Source organism: Streptococcus mitis (assembly GCF_047465045.1).
Classification (GTDB): Bacteria; Bacillota; Bacilli; order Lactobacillales; family Streptococcaceae; genus Streptococcus; species Streptococcus mitis_DT.
The window spans coordinates 119,888-135,151 of sequence record NZ_JASHAR010000002.1; the positions used below are offsets into that span (position 1 = coordinate 119,888).

15 protein-coding genes are annotated in these 15,264 nt (G+C 38.8%); 6 read left to right on the plus strand and 9 right to left on the minus strand.

The features are described from left to right. The first annotated feature begins 1 nt into the window (after position 1). Positions 2-583: a hypothetical protein gene (locus tag QM409_RS02190; RefSeq protein ID WP_020902116.1), complete on the plus strand. Its 582-nt coding sequence runs from the start codon at positions 2-4 to the stop codon at positions 581-583. Then, complete coding sequence (locus QM409_RS02195; protein WP_084887745.1) at positions 576-2,606, plus strand: ATP-binding cassette domain-containing protein; 2,031 nt, start codon at positions 576-578, stop codon at positions 2,604-2,606. The genes QM409_RS02190 and QM409_RS02195 overlap by 8 nt, the downstream gene beginning before the upstream one ends. A gap of 236 nt (positions 2,607-2,842) precedes the next feature. Here QM409_RS02195 and QM409_RS02200 read toward each other — a convergent pair whose 3' ends face one another. The 5 genes from QM409_RS02200 to QM409_RS02220 form a co-directional block, all read right to left on the minus strand. After that, entirely contained in the window at positions 2,843-3,907 is a 1,065-nt protein-coding gene (locus QM409_RS02200) for a DUF6574 domain-containing protein (RefSeq protein ID WP_414305069.1), read from the minus strand. Positions 3,908-3,969: 62 nt separating this feature from the next. Further along, positions 3,970-4,884: a DUF4097 domain-containing protein gene (locus tag QM409_RS02205; protein WP_414305070.1), complete on the minus strand. Its 915-nt coding sequence runs from the start codon at positions 4,882-4,884 to the stop codon at positions 3,970-3,972. Further along, positions 4,877-5,470 carry a DUF1700 domain-containing protein gene (locus QM409_RS02210; RefSeq protein ID WP_000198685.1) on the minus strand — a complete coding sequence of 198 codons (594 nt, stop codon included), beginning with the start codon at positions 5,468-5,470 and terminating at the stop codon, positions 4,877-4,879. The genes QM409_RS02205 and QM409_RS02210 overlap by 8 nt, the downstream gene beginning before the upstream one ends. Continuing rightward, positions 5,457-5,783: a PadR family transcriptional regulator gene (locus QM409_RS02215; RefSeq protein WP_000273858.1), complete on the minus strand. Its 327-nt coding sequence runs from the start codon at positions 5,781-5,783 to the stop codon at positions 5,457-5,459. The genes QM409_RS02210 and QM409_RS02215 overlap by 14 nt, the downstream gene beginning before the upstream one ends. A gap of 138 nt (positions 5,784-5,921) precedes the next feature. Further along, a complete protein-coding gene (locus QM409_RS02220; protein WP_049499175.1) occupies positions 5,922-7,088 on the minus strand; it encodes a CynX/NimT family MFS transporter in 1,167 nt (388 codons plus the stop codon). A gap of 154 nt (positions 7,089-7,242) precedes the next feature. On the opposite strand from QM409_RS02220, the gene QM409_RS02225 reads away from it, so the two are divergent. Together QM409_RS02225 and QM409_RS02230 are read left to right on the plus strand one after the other, a co-directional pair. Beyond that, a complete protein-coding gene (locus tag QM409_RS02225) occupies positions 7,243-8,073 on the plus strand; it encodes a glycosyltransferase (RefSeq protein ID WP_049502588.1) in 831 nt (276 codons plus the stop codon). 191 nt (positions 8,074-8,264) lie between these two features. Next, complete coding sequence (locus QM409_RS02230; protein ID WP_001035713.1) at positions 8,265-10,115, plus strand: polysaccharide biosynthesis protein; 1,851 nt, start codon at positions 8,265-8,267, stop codon at positions 10,113-10,115. A 123-nt stretch (positions 10,116-10,238) separates the two neighbouring features. Here QM409_RS02230 and QM409_RS02235 read toward each other — a convergent pair whose 3' ends face one another. The 3 genes from QM409_RS02235 to sdaAB are packed head-to-tail and all read right to left on the minus strand — an operon-like array spanning position 10,239 to position 12,445. Then, on the minus strand, positions 10,239-10,871 hold the full coding sequence (locus QM409_RS02235; RefSeq protein ID WP_000200820.1) for an HAD family hydrolase: 633 nt from the start codon (positions 10,869-10,871) through the stop codon (positions 10,239-10,241). Between the two features lie 21 nt (positions 10,872-10,892). Continuing rightward, on the minus strand, positions 10,893-11,765 hold the full coding sequence (gene sdaAA, locus QM409_RS02240; protein WP_000500050.1) for an L-serine ammonia-lyase, iron-sulfur-dependent, subunit alpha: 873 nt from the start codon (positions 11,763-11,765) through the stop codon (positions 10,893-10,895). A gap of 8 nt (positions 11,766-11,773) precedes the next feature. Further along, positions 11,774-12,445 carry an L-serine ammonia-lyase, iron-sulfur-dependent subunit beta gene (gene sdaAB / locus QM409_RS02245; protein ID WP_000838912.1) on the minus strand — a complete coding sequence of 224 codons (672 nt, stop codon included), beginning with the start codon at positions 12,443-12,445 and terminating at the stop codon, positions 11,774-11,776. A 241-nt stretch (positions 12,446-12,686) separates the two neighbouring features. On the opposite strand from sdaAB, the gene QM409_RS02250 reads away from it, so the two are divergent. Continuing rightward, positions 12,687-13,310 carry a LysM peptidoglycan-binding domain-containing protein gene (locus QM409_RS02250; protein ID WP_414305071.1) on the plus strand — a complete coding sequence of 208 codons (624 nt, stop codon included), beginning with the start codon at positions 12,687-12,689 and terminating at the stop codon, positions 13,308-13,310. Positions 13,311-13,361: 51 nt separating this feature from the next. On the opposite strand, the gene QM409_RS02255 is transcribed toward QM409_RS02250, so the two are convergent. Further along, entirely contained in the window at positions 13,362-14,225 is an 864-nt protein-coding gene (locus QM409_RS02255) for a helix-turn-helix domain-containing protein (protein WP_414305072.1), read from the minus strand. Positions 14,226-14,405: 180 nt separating this feature from the next. Here QM409_RS02255 and QM409_RS02260 point away from each other — a divergent pair, with 180 nt between their 5' ends. Then, positions 14,406-15,251 carry an ABC transporter ATP-binding protein gene (locus QM409_RS02260; protein ID WP_414305073.1) on the plus strand — a complete coding sequence of 282 codons (846 nt, stop codon included), beginning with the start codon at positions 14,406-14,408 and terminating at the stop codon, positions 15,249-15,251. The last annotated feature ends 13 nt before the right edge of the window (positions 15,252-15,264 follow it).

Genomic DNA, 15,264 nt, shown 5'->3' on the forward strand with positions numbered 1-15,264 from the left:
AATGATGAAAAAAATAGGAATTGTAATTGGGCTGTTGTTACTGTTTGTAGTGGCTGGAATTTTATTAACCTTAAAACGAGGAGAGACGACAATCAGTGTAAAACAATCGTGGGCTCTTTCTTCTAAAAGTATTAAAACGTTAGAGTTTTATGGTTCAAAGCAAGCAATTGATGTTAAAGTTGTCAAGAGTGAATCAGATGAAACAAGTGTTCAAATAGAAGGAAAAGTTTCCGAAGAATCAGTGAATAACATAACTAAAAACGTTAAAATGAGTTCAGATAGTCTATATATTCCATTTTCACAACATGGCTTTAATTTGGCTTTGAGTTCACAAGGGAAAGACAAGTTATATGTAACCATTTCCTTAGGGAAAAATGCAACTTTCGAAAAAATTTTTGTAGATACTCTTGTTGGCGATGTATCTATTACAGTTCCTAAAGATTTTGATGGAATCTATACTTTGCATACAAATAATACAGGAGAAGTTTTAAAGGTTCCTACGACAAATCAAACTTCGAATAGCGTCATTGAAGTTGATGGTTATAGTAAGATAAGTGTTGAAAAAGGAGAAAATAATGGTTAGTCACTATAAACAAGCAACTTTGCTGGATTGTGGAATGGCTTGTGTAAAGACAATCATTTCTTACTATTTCCCAAAATTAGAACATTTAGATAGTCTACAATTTGATAACAATAACCACCAAGGACTGTCTTTGTTTGATATAGAAGATATACTAAAAAGCTATGGTATTGATGCGGATTCTTATCAAATTGAGACTCCTAGTTTGTTAAACAACGTATCATTTCCTTATTTACTAGTAGTAGAAAGAGCTAGCTTGCCTCATTATATCGTCGTGTTGGATGGAGACAGTAGTTCATTGATTGTTTCTGATCCTGCAAATGAGGAAATTGAGAAAATTTCAAGATTAGAACTTTTTAGTCAGAGTGTAGGAATTGTTTTAATTCCTCAAAAGAATGAGAATGTTAATTCAGAAGATAGAAAAGATATTGTTACGATAAGCTATGCAGATAAGTTATATCATAGATTTCTAGCTTCACTTGGTTGGAAGAGAAAATTGGCAATCTTTTTCTTGGGATTAGCTAAAATTAGTTTACCTATTGCTATTGCTTTTTTACTACAAATAACAATGTCTGGTCTACTTAACATTCAGTTTAGTATTCAACTATTTACCCTAGCTTCAATAATATTAGCTTCATATTTGTATTGGCAGTTCTCTATATTAGAAACGAGATTAAAAGGAAAGATTGAGAATAATTTTTTAAATGATATTCTGTCCTCTTTTTATAAGAACCAATTAAATGATTTTTCTTTAACTAAAAATTATGAGTATGTGAGTAGTTATTTTTGGAATTTATTGTTATCAGCAACAGGTATTATGCAAAAATTTTACTTAAAGGTACAGCTTTTAGTGTTTTGTTTGCTACTGTTATTGCTATTAAAATTGAATATTATTATTTTCGCAGTTACATGCGTATCTATAGCTATTCTTGGTTTATATGTCAATTTTGAAATACGAAAAGTTGTAAAAAATCAGCGAGAATTTATTGCTAATAGTTCTAACTTTAGTTCTCTGGTAGAAAATACAATTTATGGTTTGCAAGATATTATAAGTTTCCAAAAATCTAGCGACTTCATCAAAGAATTTGATGAAAGACTCAATGAACTATTGGGAACGAAACTAGATAGTACACATATTACCAATAGATTATTAGCTTCTACGCAGATATTTATTGGTTTAACTGGTTCATTTTTGCTTGCTACTGTAAATATTATTAGAGATTACGCACATATATCGGAGTATACAAATAGTATTTTGATTTTATTACTGTTATCCAGCATTTTAAATTCTTTAATTACATCTTGGGTAGCATTGAAAAAAAGTCAATATTCCTTTGAGTTTATTGGACTAGAGGAAGTAGGGATGGAAAGTAATCTTGCTACCATTCCAGTATCTAAAATTGAACAATTGTCATGCCGGAATTTATGTAAAAAATGGGATGAAAGATTGGTGTTTACTAAATTAAATTTTGAGTTCAATAGTGGTGAATTAACCGTTATTACAGGCGGGAATGGAACTGGGAAATCATCTCTTTTGAATATTATTCAGGGATTATCTTCTCCAACAGAGGGTGATATTGTACTGAATGGAATGGAAAGTTTTTCTACTTTAGAGGAGACTAATATTTTAGATTATTTAAGCGTGTATTCATCTGAATTTCATGTATTCCCTGGAAGTGTTTCAAAAAATATTAATTTCACTCTATTTAATAAGGAAAACTATGAATCAAATAATCTTGATAGTCTGAATCTCAATATAGCTCTAAGTCATCAGATTGATGGGAAAGCCACCAATATTTCGCAAGGTCAGAAACAAAAAATTCTACTCATGAGGAGTTTATCGCAAGAAAAGGACATCTATCTATTTGATGAGCCTACAGGAAATTTGGACAGAAACTCAACTGAATTATTTCTAAATGAGGTTGAGAAATTAGTGAACGAGGAAAAGATTGTTATTGTCGTGACTCATGATAAGGATGTTATTGCCAGAGCAGGTAAAGTTATTAATATGGACGAATTTCATTAAAAGTTAATAAATGGAGATTGGTGGTTTCTAATCTTAATTTTACATATAACTAGTTTGCATAATATTTGGAATAACGAACTTCATAGCAACGTTATCATACTACTGAACTCTAGGAATAAAACCCATCCTAGGACAAAGATTTTAAAGCATTAGCACAAGAAGAGTAAATCAGAAGCAGGTCAATCGACTTGCTTTTTGGTATAGAAAAATCCTGCCATGGATGACAGGATTGAATCTTAAAGAAAGGCTAAGATACGAAGATAATCTCCAATCAGTGCCACTTCAGCTACAAAGAAGAGGAGGATAATGACTCCGTTCACAAGGACAGACAAGAATAATTGATAGAAGGAGTCGGTTTCACTTGCTTGACTTGGTCTTGTAATGATGTGGAGACTGGCAAGAAGAATGATTCCAATGCTAATCACACACAAGAGGGCTGTAAATCGCAGGCTATCAAAGAAGGCAAAGAAACTAGCAATAGCAGTGAGGAAGATTGGAATTGCCAAGAGTTGACTATATTGTTGGAGAATCTTTTCTAGCGTCCAGTCCTTTTCCTGGTAGATAAATCGTCTCACGACGAAACTACCCAAGAGGAATGAAAAGAAGAAGAGCGTTGTTGCTACTAGGATAGAGATAATCGAAAAGAGATTTAATGAAGCAAATTGTTCAGGGAAGTGATTATGCATAGTTGCTATATGTCCATAGTAAGCATGTTTGATGTGGTAGATACTAAAGAAAAAGGAAGATGCAGAAAACAGAATGAGCAAAAGAAAGGCTGTGTAACTGTGTGTGCTACTTGTTTCAAGACTGCTTGTAGGAGATTTGATTGCTTCCACTAGCCAAGACCAAAAATCAAGCGCTTGCTCTTTCCATCTATCCGTAGATTTTGGAGCTTGGTCGGGGATATAGGGACTTTCTAAGGATTGACTGATAAGAAGGGGCTCTTTCGTGGTTGGTTTTTGCTGAGGAAGTGCTTCTTGACTCTCTTCAGCTATAGTGACTTTTTCTGTTTCTTTAGAAAGATCTTGCTCTTCTTCAGTAGAATCTAATGCTTTCTTTTCTTCTATTTCTGTTCTCGATTCACTGTCTTCAGGCGTTTCAATTGTCTCTTCTTGCTGGTTTTCAAGTTCGACTTCAGCTTGAGAGACTTCCTCCTCTACTTGAGTATTTTTTTCAATTGGTGTATCAAGATCGACTATCGTTTCTTCAGACTTGTCTGCAACCTCTTGAGCTTGCTCTTCAGGTTTGTTCTTGCTTGTTGTTTTTACAAAATCATTACTTTCAAACCATTCTTGTTTCATGGTAGAACCTCCTTTTTAGTTAGATAAATATGCTTTTATAGTAGCAGATGTAAGCGCTTTTGTCAACGTCTGTTTGGTATGGATATTAGCTCAATATCATTATCAGCTCTAGCAATGAGTTGATCCTTGACATCGGTTTTTTCAGTTTTGTAAGGGTTGCTTAATTCCGTACCTCTTGATTCAGGCTCTTCTCTTGTGAATTGGTGGATAGAACCATAGTTGCTTGAGATGTCCCAGTTAATTCGTTGGTTCTCTTTCTGGTCTAGGATGATTCTGAGATACTTTTTGGCAGTCAGTTCAACCTTACCATGGACTTGGATATTTTCAGCGTGGAAGTGATTCTCTGTTGACTCTAGCTGACTATCTGTAAGGTCTGTATCAAAGATATTAATGATATTAGGGGTTGTGAGTTTACTGTTTTTGATACGACTTCCTTCAATTCGGAGGAGATAGCCATTATTGGTATTGATGGTCGCATTTTCAAGACTAGCATTAGTGATACTAGTTTGTCCACGATTGGCTGACACGTTGATTCCTTTTAGAGTTCTCCCTTTTGGAAGTTGGAGAATAACTTCTTCAAAACGACGAGAGTAGCTACTTGCGATATGGAGAATCCCGCCAATTCCAGAAGAGAGAAATGGACTTTCAGACAGTTTCTTATCAGTGAGGCTCAGCGTTTTATCGTTTTGATTTGTGATAAGATCATGGTTAGCAGAAATAGATGGATGGTAAGAAATGTGGATTTGATCATCGAAAGAGTCTGTGATGGTCAGCGCGTGTTGGTGGAGAGTAATTTCTAGGTTTTCGACTTCCTTGCCAAAGGTTAGCTCTTCCGTACGGCTATCATAGACAGGTTCTTTGGACATGGCAAGTAGGCTCTTAATTCCGTCAGATTGGATGCCTACAAAGAGCAGGACAAAGCCGATAACGGTAGTCACAACACCAAAAATGAGAAATCCTTTTGTCCATTTACGCATGCTGGTCACCTCTCTTTCCTTTTTTAAGAACAAATTGCACCAGGCGAACAATGAGTAGACCGAAGAAGCGAGCTACATAGGAAATACCTAATAAAACCAGCGAAGAAGCACCGATAGCTAGTAAACCAGAACCGAAAATCAAGATAAAGGCTGATTTAGCTTGGGCTAGGACAGTAAAACTTTCAACTAAAAATAGGAATCCGCCGATGATACCAAGTATGGAAACTGCAAAGAAAGCCAGAATGACAGTCAAAGCAGCAACAAGGATTGCGAACAGGGACACGAGGATGGCGATTCCCAGAGGAATACCAATAGGGGCTGCAAGCAAAGCTAACAAGGCGATATGCAAAATTTGTCGGTTATTCTTTTGAGCAGGCGCTTCATTGATTTTTTTATCGAGAAGATTGGAGAGAACTTCGTGGGCTGCTTCCTTAGGAGTTCCCAAGCTAGCGATGAGTTCTTCTTCTCCCTCGACTCCAGCATCGTCAAAGAGTTCTCTGAAATAGTCCATGGCTTCGATGCGATCAGCTTCAGGTAGTTTCTTGAGATAGAGTTCTAGCTGAGTCAGGTATTCAGTTCTTGTCATGGCGGATACTCCCTTCTATGATGCCATTGATGGTGTCTGTATAAAGTGCCCATTCATCTTTTAGGGTCACGAGCTGTTCTATACCACCATTTGTCAAGGAGTAGTATTTGCGCATGCGACCTTGGAACTCTCTAGAATAGGTTGTCAGAAAGCTATTGCCCTCCAATTTTTTGAGAATGGGATAGAGCGTAGATTCTTTGATGTTAGCGATAAGCTTAATGGTCTGGCTAATCTCATAACCATAAGAATCATCCTGCTCCAGTACGGCCAAGATGAGAAATTCAATCAAGGCAGAGGATGTTGGAAAGTACATGGGGAACCTCCTTTTCTAATGTGTAAGATTTTTATATATAATTTTTCTACACATACATTGTACATCTAAATGAAAGCCCTGTCAAGAGAAATGTGTAAAATTTTTATATATAAAAAACTTCTAGCCAAAACTAGAAGTTTAGAGGATTTTATCAGCTCTGTCCACTGTAAAGAGGGCCACAGTCATCAGGATATCGACGAGTAAGAGGGCAGCTACAGCTGGTACCCAAGAGTGGAAAAGGTCAAAACTGTAACCAAAGAGGGTTGGTCCAAAGGCTGCTAGGATATAGCCTCCTGTTTGAGATAGACCGGACAATTGGGCCGTCTTTTCAGGAGCGCTTGTCTTGAGTGAAAAATTGACCATGAGATAAGGGAAGAGGGCACTGGTTGCGGTTCCGATGAGGAGATGGATGGCAAGCCAGTAAAAGAAATTACCGATTGGGAAAAAGAGCATGGAAATACCGACCACACCAGCTAGTGAAACCAGAGTGAGCATGAGCTGACGGTTACGAGTAGATAAACTGGTTGTCAGGCTTGGGATGGTCATTGAAAAAGGAATGCTAATCAGGGAGAAGATAGAGGTCAGCAAGCCAGCTTCGTGACTGGATAGGCCTGCATGGATGGCCATGGTAGGTAGCCAGGTCATAGCGGTGTAAAAGAGTAAGGATTGAAAACCTGCAAAGACAATCACTGCCCAGACCTGTTTATTACGCATGACCTTTGCTTTGCTTTTTTGTTTGGTTTGTGGAGCTAGTCTGTGATTATAGCGGTGATTTGGGAGCCAGACCAAAAAAGTTGCTAGACAGAGCAGGGTGAGGAGGATGATAAGTCCTTTCCAAGAACTGGCTTGTGTAATAGGCACGGCTAGATAGGAAGCCAGAGCCGTCGCAATCCCCATAGAGGTTACATATAAGGTGGTCAGAAAACCAATCTTCTTTGGTTGATTGGCTTGGATGAGACTAGGAAGCAGCACATTGATGACTGCGATACTTGCCCCAACCATCAAGGTTCCTAGATAGAGCAGGGGCAGATTGATTAGTCGAATGAGAGAACCGATGGTCAAGAAGAAAAGGCTGTAGGTGAAGAGATGCTCCAAGCCGATTTTTTGAGCCAGTCGGGTAGAAAAGAGTGAGAAGAGGGTAAACATGAGGAGGGGAAGGCTGGTCAAGACACCAAGCGAACTAACTTCTACTCCCAACCCTTGCGAAATATCTCCCAAAATAATGGGTAAAACAGTAAAAGGAGTCCGCAAGGAAACACCAATCAGGATAATACCTGGAACAAAAAAGAGTGATTGCTTTTTCATATAATACCTCTTCTAGCTGATTTTAATAACAGCTTATTTTAAGGCTTTTTCCCTATAATGTCAAGTAAGGTTTTGGGCTTTCAAGATAAAAATGGGAAAGTCTTGAAAATTATGATAAAATAGTGGAAGGAAATCTATACATTGGAGAAAAACTGTGTCTGAAAAGCAAAAAATCAGCGTATTGATGTCGGTCTATATCAAGGAAAATCCGACATTTTTAAAGGATGCTATTGAGAGTGTTCAAAATCAGACCCTGAAACCGAGCGAATTGGTTCTGGTTGAGGATGGGCCTTTGACACCTGAGCTCTATCAGGTATTAAACCAAGTGGAAGCCCAGTCTGAAATTCCAGTGAAACGCTATCCTCTTGAGCAGAATCAAGGTTTGGGTCTGGCTCTTCGACAGGGTGTTTTGCAGTGTCAGTATGATATTATTGCCCGTATGGATACGGATGATATAGCAGTTCCAGACCGTTTTGAGAAACAGGTTCAGCTAATGGAGAAGGACAAGCTCGACCTATTAGGTGGACATATTGCAGAATTTATTGACAATCCTGATGAGATTGTTTCTTACCGTCGTGTTCCAACCCAGCATGCAGAGATTGTGGCTTATCAAAGGATGAGAAGTGCCTTTAACCACATGACTGTCATGTTCAAGAAGGACATGGTTCTCAAGGCAGGCAACTATGAGGATGGCCTTTATATGGAGGATGACCTCCTCTGGCTCAACATGATTGCTGCAGGAGCCAAGACTGGAAATCTGGATCAAATCTTGTGTAAGGTTCGTGTTGGAGCAGGAATGTTTGAGCGTCGTGGGGGACTGCGTTACCTCAAACTCTATCGTCAAGCTCGTCAGCGCATGCTGAAGAGAGGGCAAATTTCTTACCTGGAGTACGCCAAGAGTGTTGCCATTCAGATGATTGTTGCCCTTTGTCCTGGATTTGTCCGACAGTTTATTTTTATGAAACTGTTACGAAAAAGCAAGTAAAAGATTGTAGCAAATCGTAAACTTTAGAAAAAGTGTTATAATAACAATATAATGCTCTTCGAAAATCAAATTCAAACCGCGTCAACGTCGCCTTGCCGTACTCAAGTACAGCCTGCGGCTAGTTTCCTAGTTTGCTCTTTGATTTTCATTGAGTATAATCATCCAGCTCTTTTAAGGAGGAGTAAATTTCTATGAATAAAAAACTCACAGATTATGTGATTGATCTGGTGGAAATTTTAAATAAACAACAAAAACAGGTTTTCTGGGGAATATTTGATATTTTGAGTATGGTGGTTTCCATCATTGTATCTTATATTTTATTCTACGGATTGATTAATCCAGCACCTGTTGACTACATCATCTATACGAGTTTGGCTTTCCTGTTCTATCAATTGATGATTGGATTTTGGGGGCTGAACGCTAGTATTAGTCGTTACAGCAAGATTACGGATTTCATGAAAATCTTTTTTGGTGTGACTGCTAGCAGTATCTTGTCATATAGTATCTGCTATGCTTTCTTGCCACTTTTTTCAATCCGTTTCATCATTCTCTTTATCTTGTTGAGTACTTTCTTGATTTTATTGCCACGGATTACTTGGCAGTTAATCTACTCTAAACGCAAAAAGGGAAGTGGTGATGGAGAACACCGTCGGACCTTCTTGATTGGTGCCGGTGATGGTGGAGCCCTCTTTATGGATAGTTACCAACATCCAACTAGTGAATTAGAACTTGTCGGTATTTTGGACAAGGATTCTAAGAAAAAGGGCCAAAAACTTGGTGGAATCCCTGTTTTGGGTTCATATGATGATCTGCCTGAATTAGCCAAACGCCATCAAATCGAGCGTGTTATCGTTGCGATTCCGTCGCTTGACCCGTCAGAATATGAACGTATCTTGCAGATGTGTAATAAGCTGGGAGTCAAATGTTACAAGATGCCTAAGGTTGAAACGGTTGTTCAAGGACTTCACCAAGCAGGTACTGGCTTCCAAAAAATTGATATTACGGACCTTTTGGGACGTCAGGAAATTCGTCTTGATGAATCGCGTCTGGGAGCAGAACTGACAGGTAAGACAATCTTAGTCACAGGTGCTGGTGGCTCAATCGGTTCTGAAATCTGTCGCCAAGTTAGTCGCTTCAATCCTGAACGCATCGTCTTGCTCGGTCATGGGGAAAATTCAATCTACCTTGTTTATCATGAATTGATTCGCAAGTTCCAAGGGATTGATTATGTACCAGTTATTGCCGATATTCAAGACTATGACCGTTTGTTGCAAGTCTTTGAGCAGTACAAGCCAGCTATTGTTTATCATGCGGCAGCCCACAAGCACGTTCCTATGATGGAGCGCAATCCAAAAGAAGCCTTCAAAAATAATATTCGTGGAACTTACAATGTTGCTAAGGCTGTTGATGAAGCCAAAGTACCTAAGATGGTTATGATTTCGACAGATAAGGCGGTTAATCCACCAAATGTTATGGGAGCAACCAAGCGCGTGGCTGAGTTGATTGTCACTGGCTTTAACCAACGTAGCCAATCAACCTACTGTGCAGTTCGTTTTGGGAATGTTCTTGGTAGCCGTGGTAGTGTTATTCCAGTCTTTGAACGTCAGATTGCTGAAGGTGGTCCTGTAACGGTGACAGATTTCCGCATGACCCGTTACTTTATGACTATTCCAGAAGCTAGCCGTTTGGTTATCCATGCTGGTGCTTATGCCAAGGATGGGGAAGTCTTTATCCTTGATATGGGCAAACCAGTCAAGATTTATGACTTGGCCAAGAAAATGGTCCTTCTAAGTGGACACACCGAAAGTGAAATTCCAATCGTTGAAGTTGGAATCCGCCCAGGTGAAAAACTTTACGAAGAACTCTTGGTATCAACCGAACTTGTTGATAACCAAGTTATGGATAAGATTTTCGTTGGTAAGGTCAATGTTATGCCTTTAGAAGCCATCGATCAAAAGATTGAAGAGTTCCGCACTCTCAGTGGAGATGAGTTGAAGCAAGCTATTATCGCCTTTGCCAATCAAACAACCCACGTTGAATAAAAAAGAAAAACGCATATTATCAGGTCTGAAGAACCTTGGTAATATGCGTTTTGTTATGTAGAGACTTATACTCTTCGAAAATCTTTTCAAACCACGTTAACGTCGCCTTGTCGTATGTATATGTTATTGAAAATACCTCAAAACTTCTATGGGTTTGTGGGCGATATAATCAGGCTGATAGTTTAGTAGATCTGCTTGCTCTCCAAATCCCCAAGTGACGGCCAATTTCTGAATGCCTGTTTCTTGAGCTCCAAGCATATCAAACTTGGTATCTCCGATGATGATGGCTTGTTCCGGTGCTAGTTGATGTGTCTGCAAGGCTTGGCGTATGACATCTGCCTTATGGGGTGCTTCGGGGCTGGAACCATAAATGCCATCAAAGAAATGATAGATTCCCAAGTTTTTAGTCATGTCTTGAGCGGTTGGAGTATTCTTTGTAGTGGTGATATAAAGAGGGTAATTGCTCGATAACTTCTCAAGCAAGCCTACAATATGAGGGAAGAGCTGAGCTTCATGGATGCCTTTCTCCTTATAGTACGAACGGTATATCTGCACGGCTTCAGAAATTTGTTCTTTGGGAAGGCAGGTCGCAAAACTACTTTCAAGAGGCGGTCCCATAAAACCACGAATCGTTTTGGCATCAGGGCTAGGTACCCCCAGCTCCTTAAAGGTATGGGTAAAGGCATTGTGAATCCCGATAGAACTATCAACGAGGGTTCCGTCCAGATCGAAAAAGATAGCTGAGATAGAGGTCATGGTTTCTCCTATTTGATAAGCTTATTCTCCGAAAATTTCTTTTTGGAGGCGACGACCAGTAGGGGTGGCAGCGAGTCCACCTTCAGCTGTTTCACGAAAGGCAGTTGGCATGCTTGCTCCTACTTGGTACATGGCATCGATAACTTCATCCACAGGGATTTTAGATTCGATACCTGCCAGGGCCATGTCTGCTGCGATGAAGGCAAAGCTAGCTCCCATGGCATTGCGTTTGACACAGGGAACTTCGACCAAGCCGGCAACAGGGTCACAGATGAGGCCTAGCATATTTTTAATGACAAAGGCAATGGCTTGACTGGCCTGATAAGGTGTTCCACCGGCAGCTAGAGTCAAGGCTGCAGCACTCATAGCAGAGGCCGAACCAACCTCGGCCTGACAGCCACCTTCAGCACCTGAGATAGAGGCATTGTTTGCGATGACTAGTCCAAAGGCACCGGCAGCAAAGAGGAAATCCAGCTGTTGCTCGTGGCTGAGGTCTAATTTTTCAATAGCAGCTGTTAGAACGGAAGGCAGACAGCCAGCACTTCCTGCGGTCGGAGTGGCACAAACCAAGCCCATTTTGGCATTGTGTTCATTGACTGCAATGGCATTTCGGGCAGCAGAGAGAATCGTGTAATCTGACAGAGTTTTTCCGTTTTTGATGTAGTGATCCAATTTGGCAGCATCTCCACCTGTCAGGCCACTACGAGATTTATTTTCATTGAGGCCAAGTTGGACAGAGGCTTTCATGACTTCTAGATTGCGTTCCATGAGAAGGAAGACTTCTTCACGTTCGCGACCAGTCAATTCAAACTCTGTTGTAATCATGAGTTCTGCGACATTTCCTTGAAAGTCCAGTTCTGCCTGCTCGACCAATTCTTTGATAGAATAAAACATGCTTCCTCCTATTTAAAGAAATTGACATTGTGGAGATGAGGGATTTTTCGAATTTCTTCGATGGCCTCATCACAGTTGCGACTGTCAACTTCGATAATCATAATAGCTTTTTCACCAGCTTTTTCACGAGTGACATTCATTTGGGCGATATTGATACCATAGCGTGAAAGGGCCTCTGTTACGAGGGCAATCATACCTGGAATATCTTGATGAACAATGATGATAGTCGGTGTATTCATATTGAGAGAGACGGCAAAGCCATTGAGTTCGGTTACCTGAATATTTCCTCCCCCGATAGAAATACCAGTCACGCTAATGGTCTTATGAGCATTTTTAACGGTAATTTTAGTGGTGTTTGGGTGAGGGGCATTGCTGTCTTTCTGAATGGTCCAGACAATCTTGATGCCACGCTTGTGAGCAATTTCCAGGCTGTTTGGGATTTCAGGATCATCTGTATCCATGCCTAAAATACCAGCAACAAGAGCTAGGTCTGTCCCGTGACCACGATAGGTCTTGGCAAATGAGTTAAATAGTTGGAATTCGACTTCTGTCGGAGTATCATCAAAAATGGAAGAGACAATCTTCCCAATACGAACAGCACCAGCAGTATGGCTACTAGATGGGCCAATCATAACTGGTCCGATGATATCAAAGACAGATTGAAAACGAAGTGATTTCATCAGTTTCCCCTTATAAAAATTCTTATCTCTATTATATCAAAGAATAAAGGTCTTGGCTTTAATTGCGGATGAAAACCTTTCTAATACCTTAAATAGCATAAAAATAGTATCTTTTATGACAAAAAATAGCTTGTTTGGGGAAATAAAAAATAATTTTGTAATATTTCTACATAAAAGTGTCAAGAAACAGTAATATTTAAAGGGTATGATAGAACTATAGAAGGAAGGAGAATTTTCAAATATGAAATCAACAACTAAAAAGATTAAAACAACTCTTGCAGGAGTAGCTGCCTTGTTTGCGGTATTTGCTCCATCATTTGTATCTGCTCAAGAATCATCAACTTACACAGTTAAAGAAGGTGATACACTTTCAGAAATCGCTGAAACTCACAACACAACTGTTGAGAAATTGGCAGAAAACAACCACATTGACAACATTCATTTGATTTATGTTGGTCAAGAGTTGGTTATCGATGGCCCTGTAGCGCCTGCTGCAACACCAGTGCCAACTACTTATGAAGCACCAGCAGCCCAAGATGAAGCTGTTTCAGCTCCAGCAGCAGAAACTACAGAGGTAGCAGAAGAAGCTCCAGTAGTAAGCGAAACAGTAGCAGAAGAAACTGTTGCTTCAACTGTAAGCGGATCTGAAGCAGAAGCCAAAGAATGGATCGCTCAAAAAGAATCAGGCGGTAGCTACACAGCTACAAACGGACGTTACATCGGACGTTACCAATTGACAGATTCATACTTGAACGGTGACTACTCAGCTGCTAACCAAGAACGTGTAGCAGATGCCTATGTTGCAGGACGTTACGGTTCATGGACAGCCGCTAAAAACTTCTGGCTTAATAACGGCTGGTATTAAGAAATAACGAACAGAATAATATGAAAAGGTCGAGGAAATCCCTCGACTTTTTTATCTTTCCTTCGGTTGATAATAGGTCTCTACTTCTTTTTTGAGATGAGACAGCATAGAAGTTTCATCGGTTAGCTCTAGAAGGGAGAACCCTTTCTGGATAAGTTTAGCATCATCCCTACAAATCCCGATACGGACATAGCAGATAGCAAGCCTATCGTAGCTTTTCTTGTTCTTGGCGTCCTCTAGTAAAGTATAGCAGATTTGTTGACACATGTTTTTGTCTTGATTGTATAAGTAAATGGTGGAAAGGTTGAGTAGGATTGCTACTCGCAGTTCATATAGATGTTGATAGTTTTTATAGACTTCCAAGCGTTGCAAGATTTTTTCAGTGATGAGATGGAGGTGTTCAATGGGAAAGCTGAAAAGGATGGTATTGAGGATTTTTAGGTCATTTTCATACCATATATCTTGTTTTTCAATTTTCTCCCAAAGTTTTGTGACAGTCTGTTTCACTTGGTTTGACAGTTGCTCTGTACCATGTTGACGGATATGAATGACAATTTCCAACATATCTCTGATTTCTTCTATGGGCAGGTCGTGGTGGGTTTTGAGATAGTCTTGGCATTTTTGAAATAGTTTTTCGAGTTCACTAGTCCCTAGGGTTGAGCTCATATTGAGATAGGTTTGCATGATTTCTGTTCGTTGGCTCGGTTGATAGAGGTGGCAGATATAGTCAAACTCTTCAAAACTCATATTGATTTGCCGGAGAAGAAACTCCATATTTTCATATTTGGGAGTTACCTTGCCGCTTTCAATCTTTGATAGGCTGGTTCTTGAGAGAACCTCCCCACAGACCTCTTCTTGGGTCAATCCTTTTGACTCACGTATTTCTTTATATACTTTCCCGAAATCATAACGCATAATTTTCTCCTTTTCGTGAAAAAAGTTAACAAAGAATAAAATCCTATTAAAAATATTGTATCATAATAACAGGAATAGTAAAAAAGAAAACTAAAATAATGTGTGAAAAAAGTTAACTAATTTTAAAATAGAATAAAGAAGAGGTATACTATAGATACAAAATATAGGGAGGAATAAAAAATGGAAGTTATAAATGTAAGTAAGCATTATGGTCATTCAATCATTCTCAAAGATATAAATTTTGCACTTAACAAGGGTGAAATTGTTGGTCTAGTAGGGAGAAATGGAGTTGGTAAGAGTACGTTGATGAAAATTCTTGTTCAGAATAATCAACCGACTTCAGGGAATATTATAAGTAGTGATAATGTTGGGTATTTAATCGAAGAACCAAAATTATTTTTATCTAAAACAGGTTTAGAGAATTTAAAATATTTGTCAAATTTATATGGTGTTGACTACAATCAAGAAAGATTTGGAAGTTTGATCCAAGAGTTAGATTTGACTCAGTCTATTAATAAAAAAGTAAAGACCTATTCTTTGGGTACAAAACAAAAATTAGCTTTGCTTCTAACTCTCGTTACGGAACCTGATATATTGATTTTAGATGAACCGACTAATGGTTTAGATATTGAATCATCACAAATAGTTTTAGCGGTTCTAAAAAAATTAGCTTTAAATGAAAATGTGGGAATTTTAATATCGAGTCATAAATTAGAAGATATTGAAGAAATTTGTGAGAGAGTCCTTTTCTTGGAGAACGGGCTTTTGACATTTCAAAAAGTAGGAAAAGATAGTCATAATTACTTGTTTGAGATAGCTTTCTCATCAGCTACAGATAGAGACATTTTCATTACCAAACAAGAATTTGGGGATATTGTTCAGGAAGAGGGACTGAGAGTTACTATGTCTGGGAATATTCAAAGTAGTGAGCTTTTTAAATTTTTTAACGAAAACTCTATTAAAGTAATTGATTTTGAAACTAAAAAAGAGACGCTTAAAGATATTTATCTAAATCGTTCAAAATAAAGGAAGGTTATAA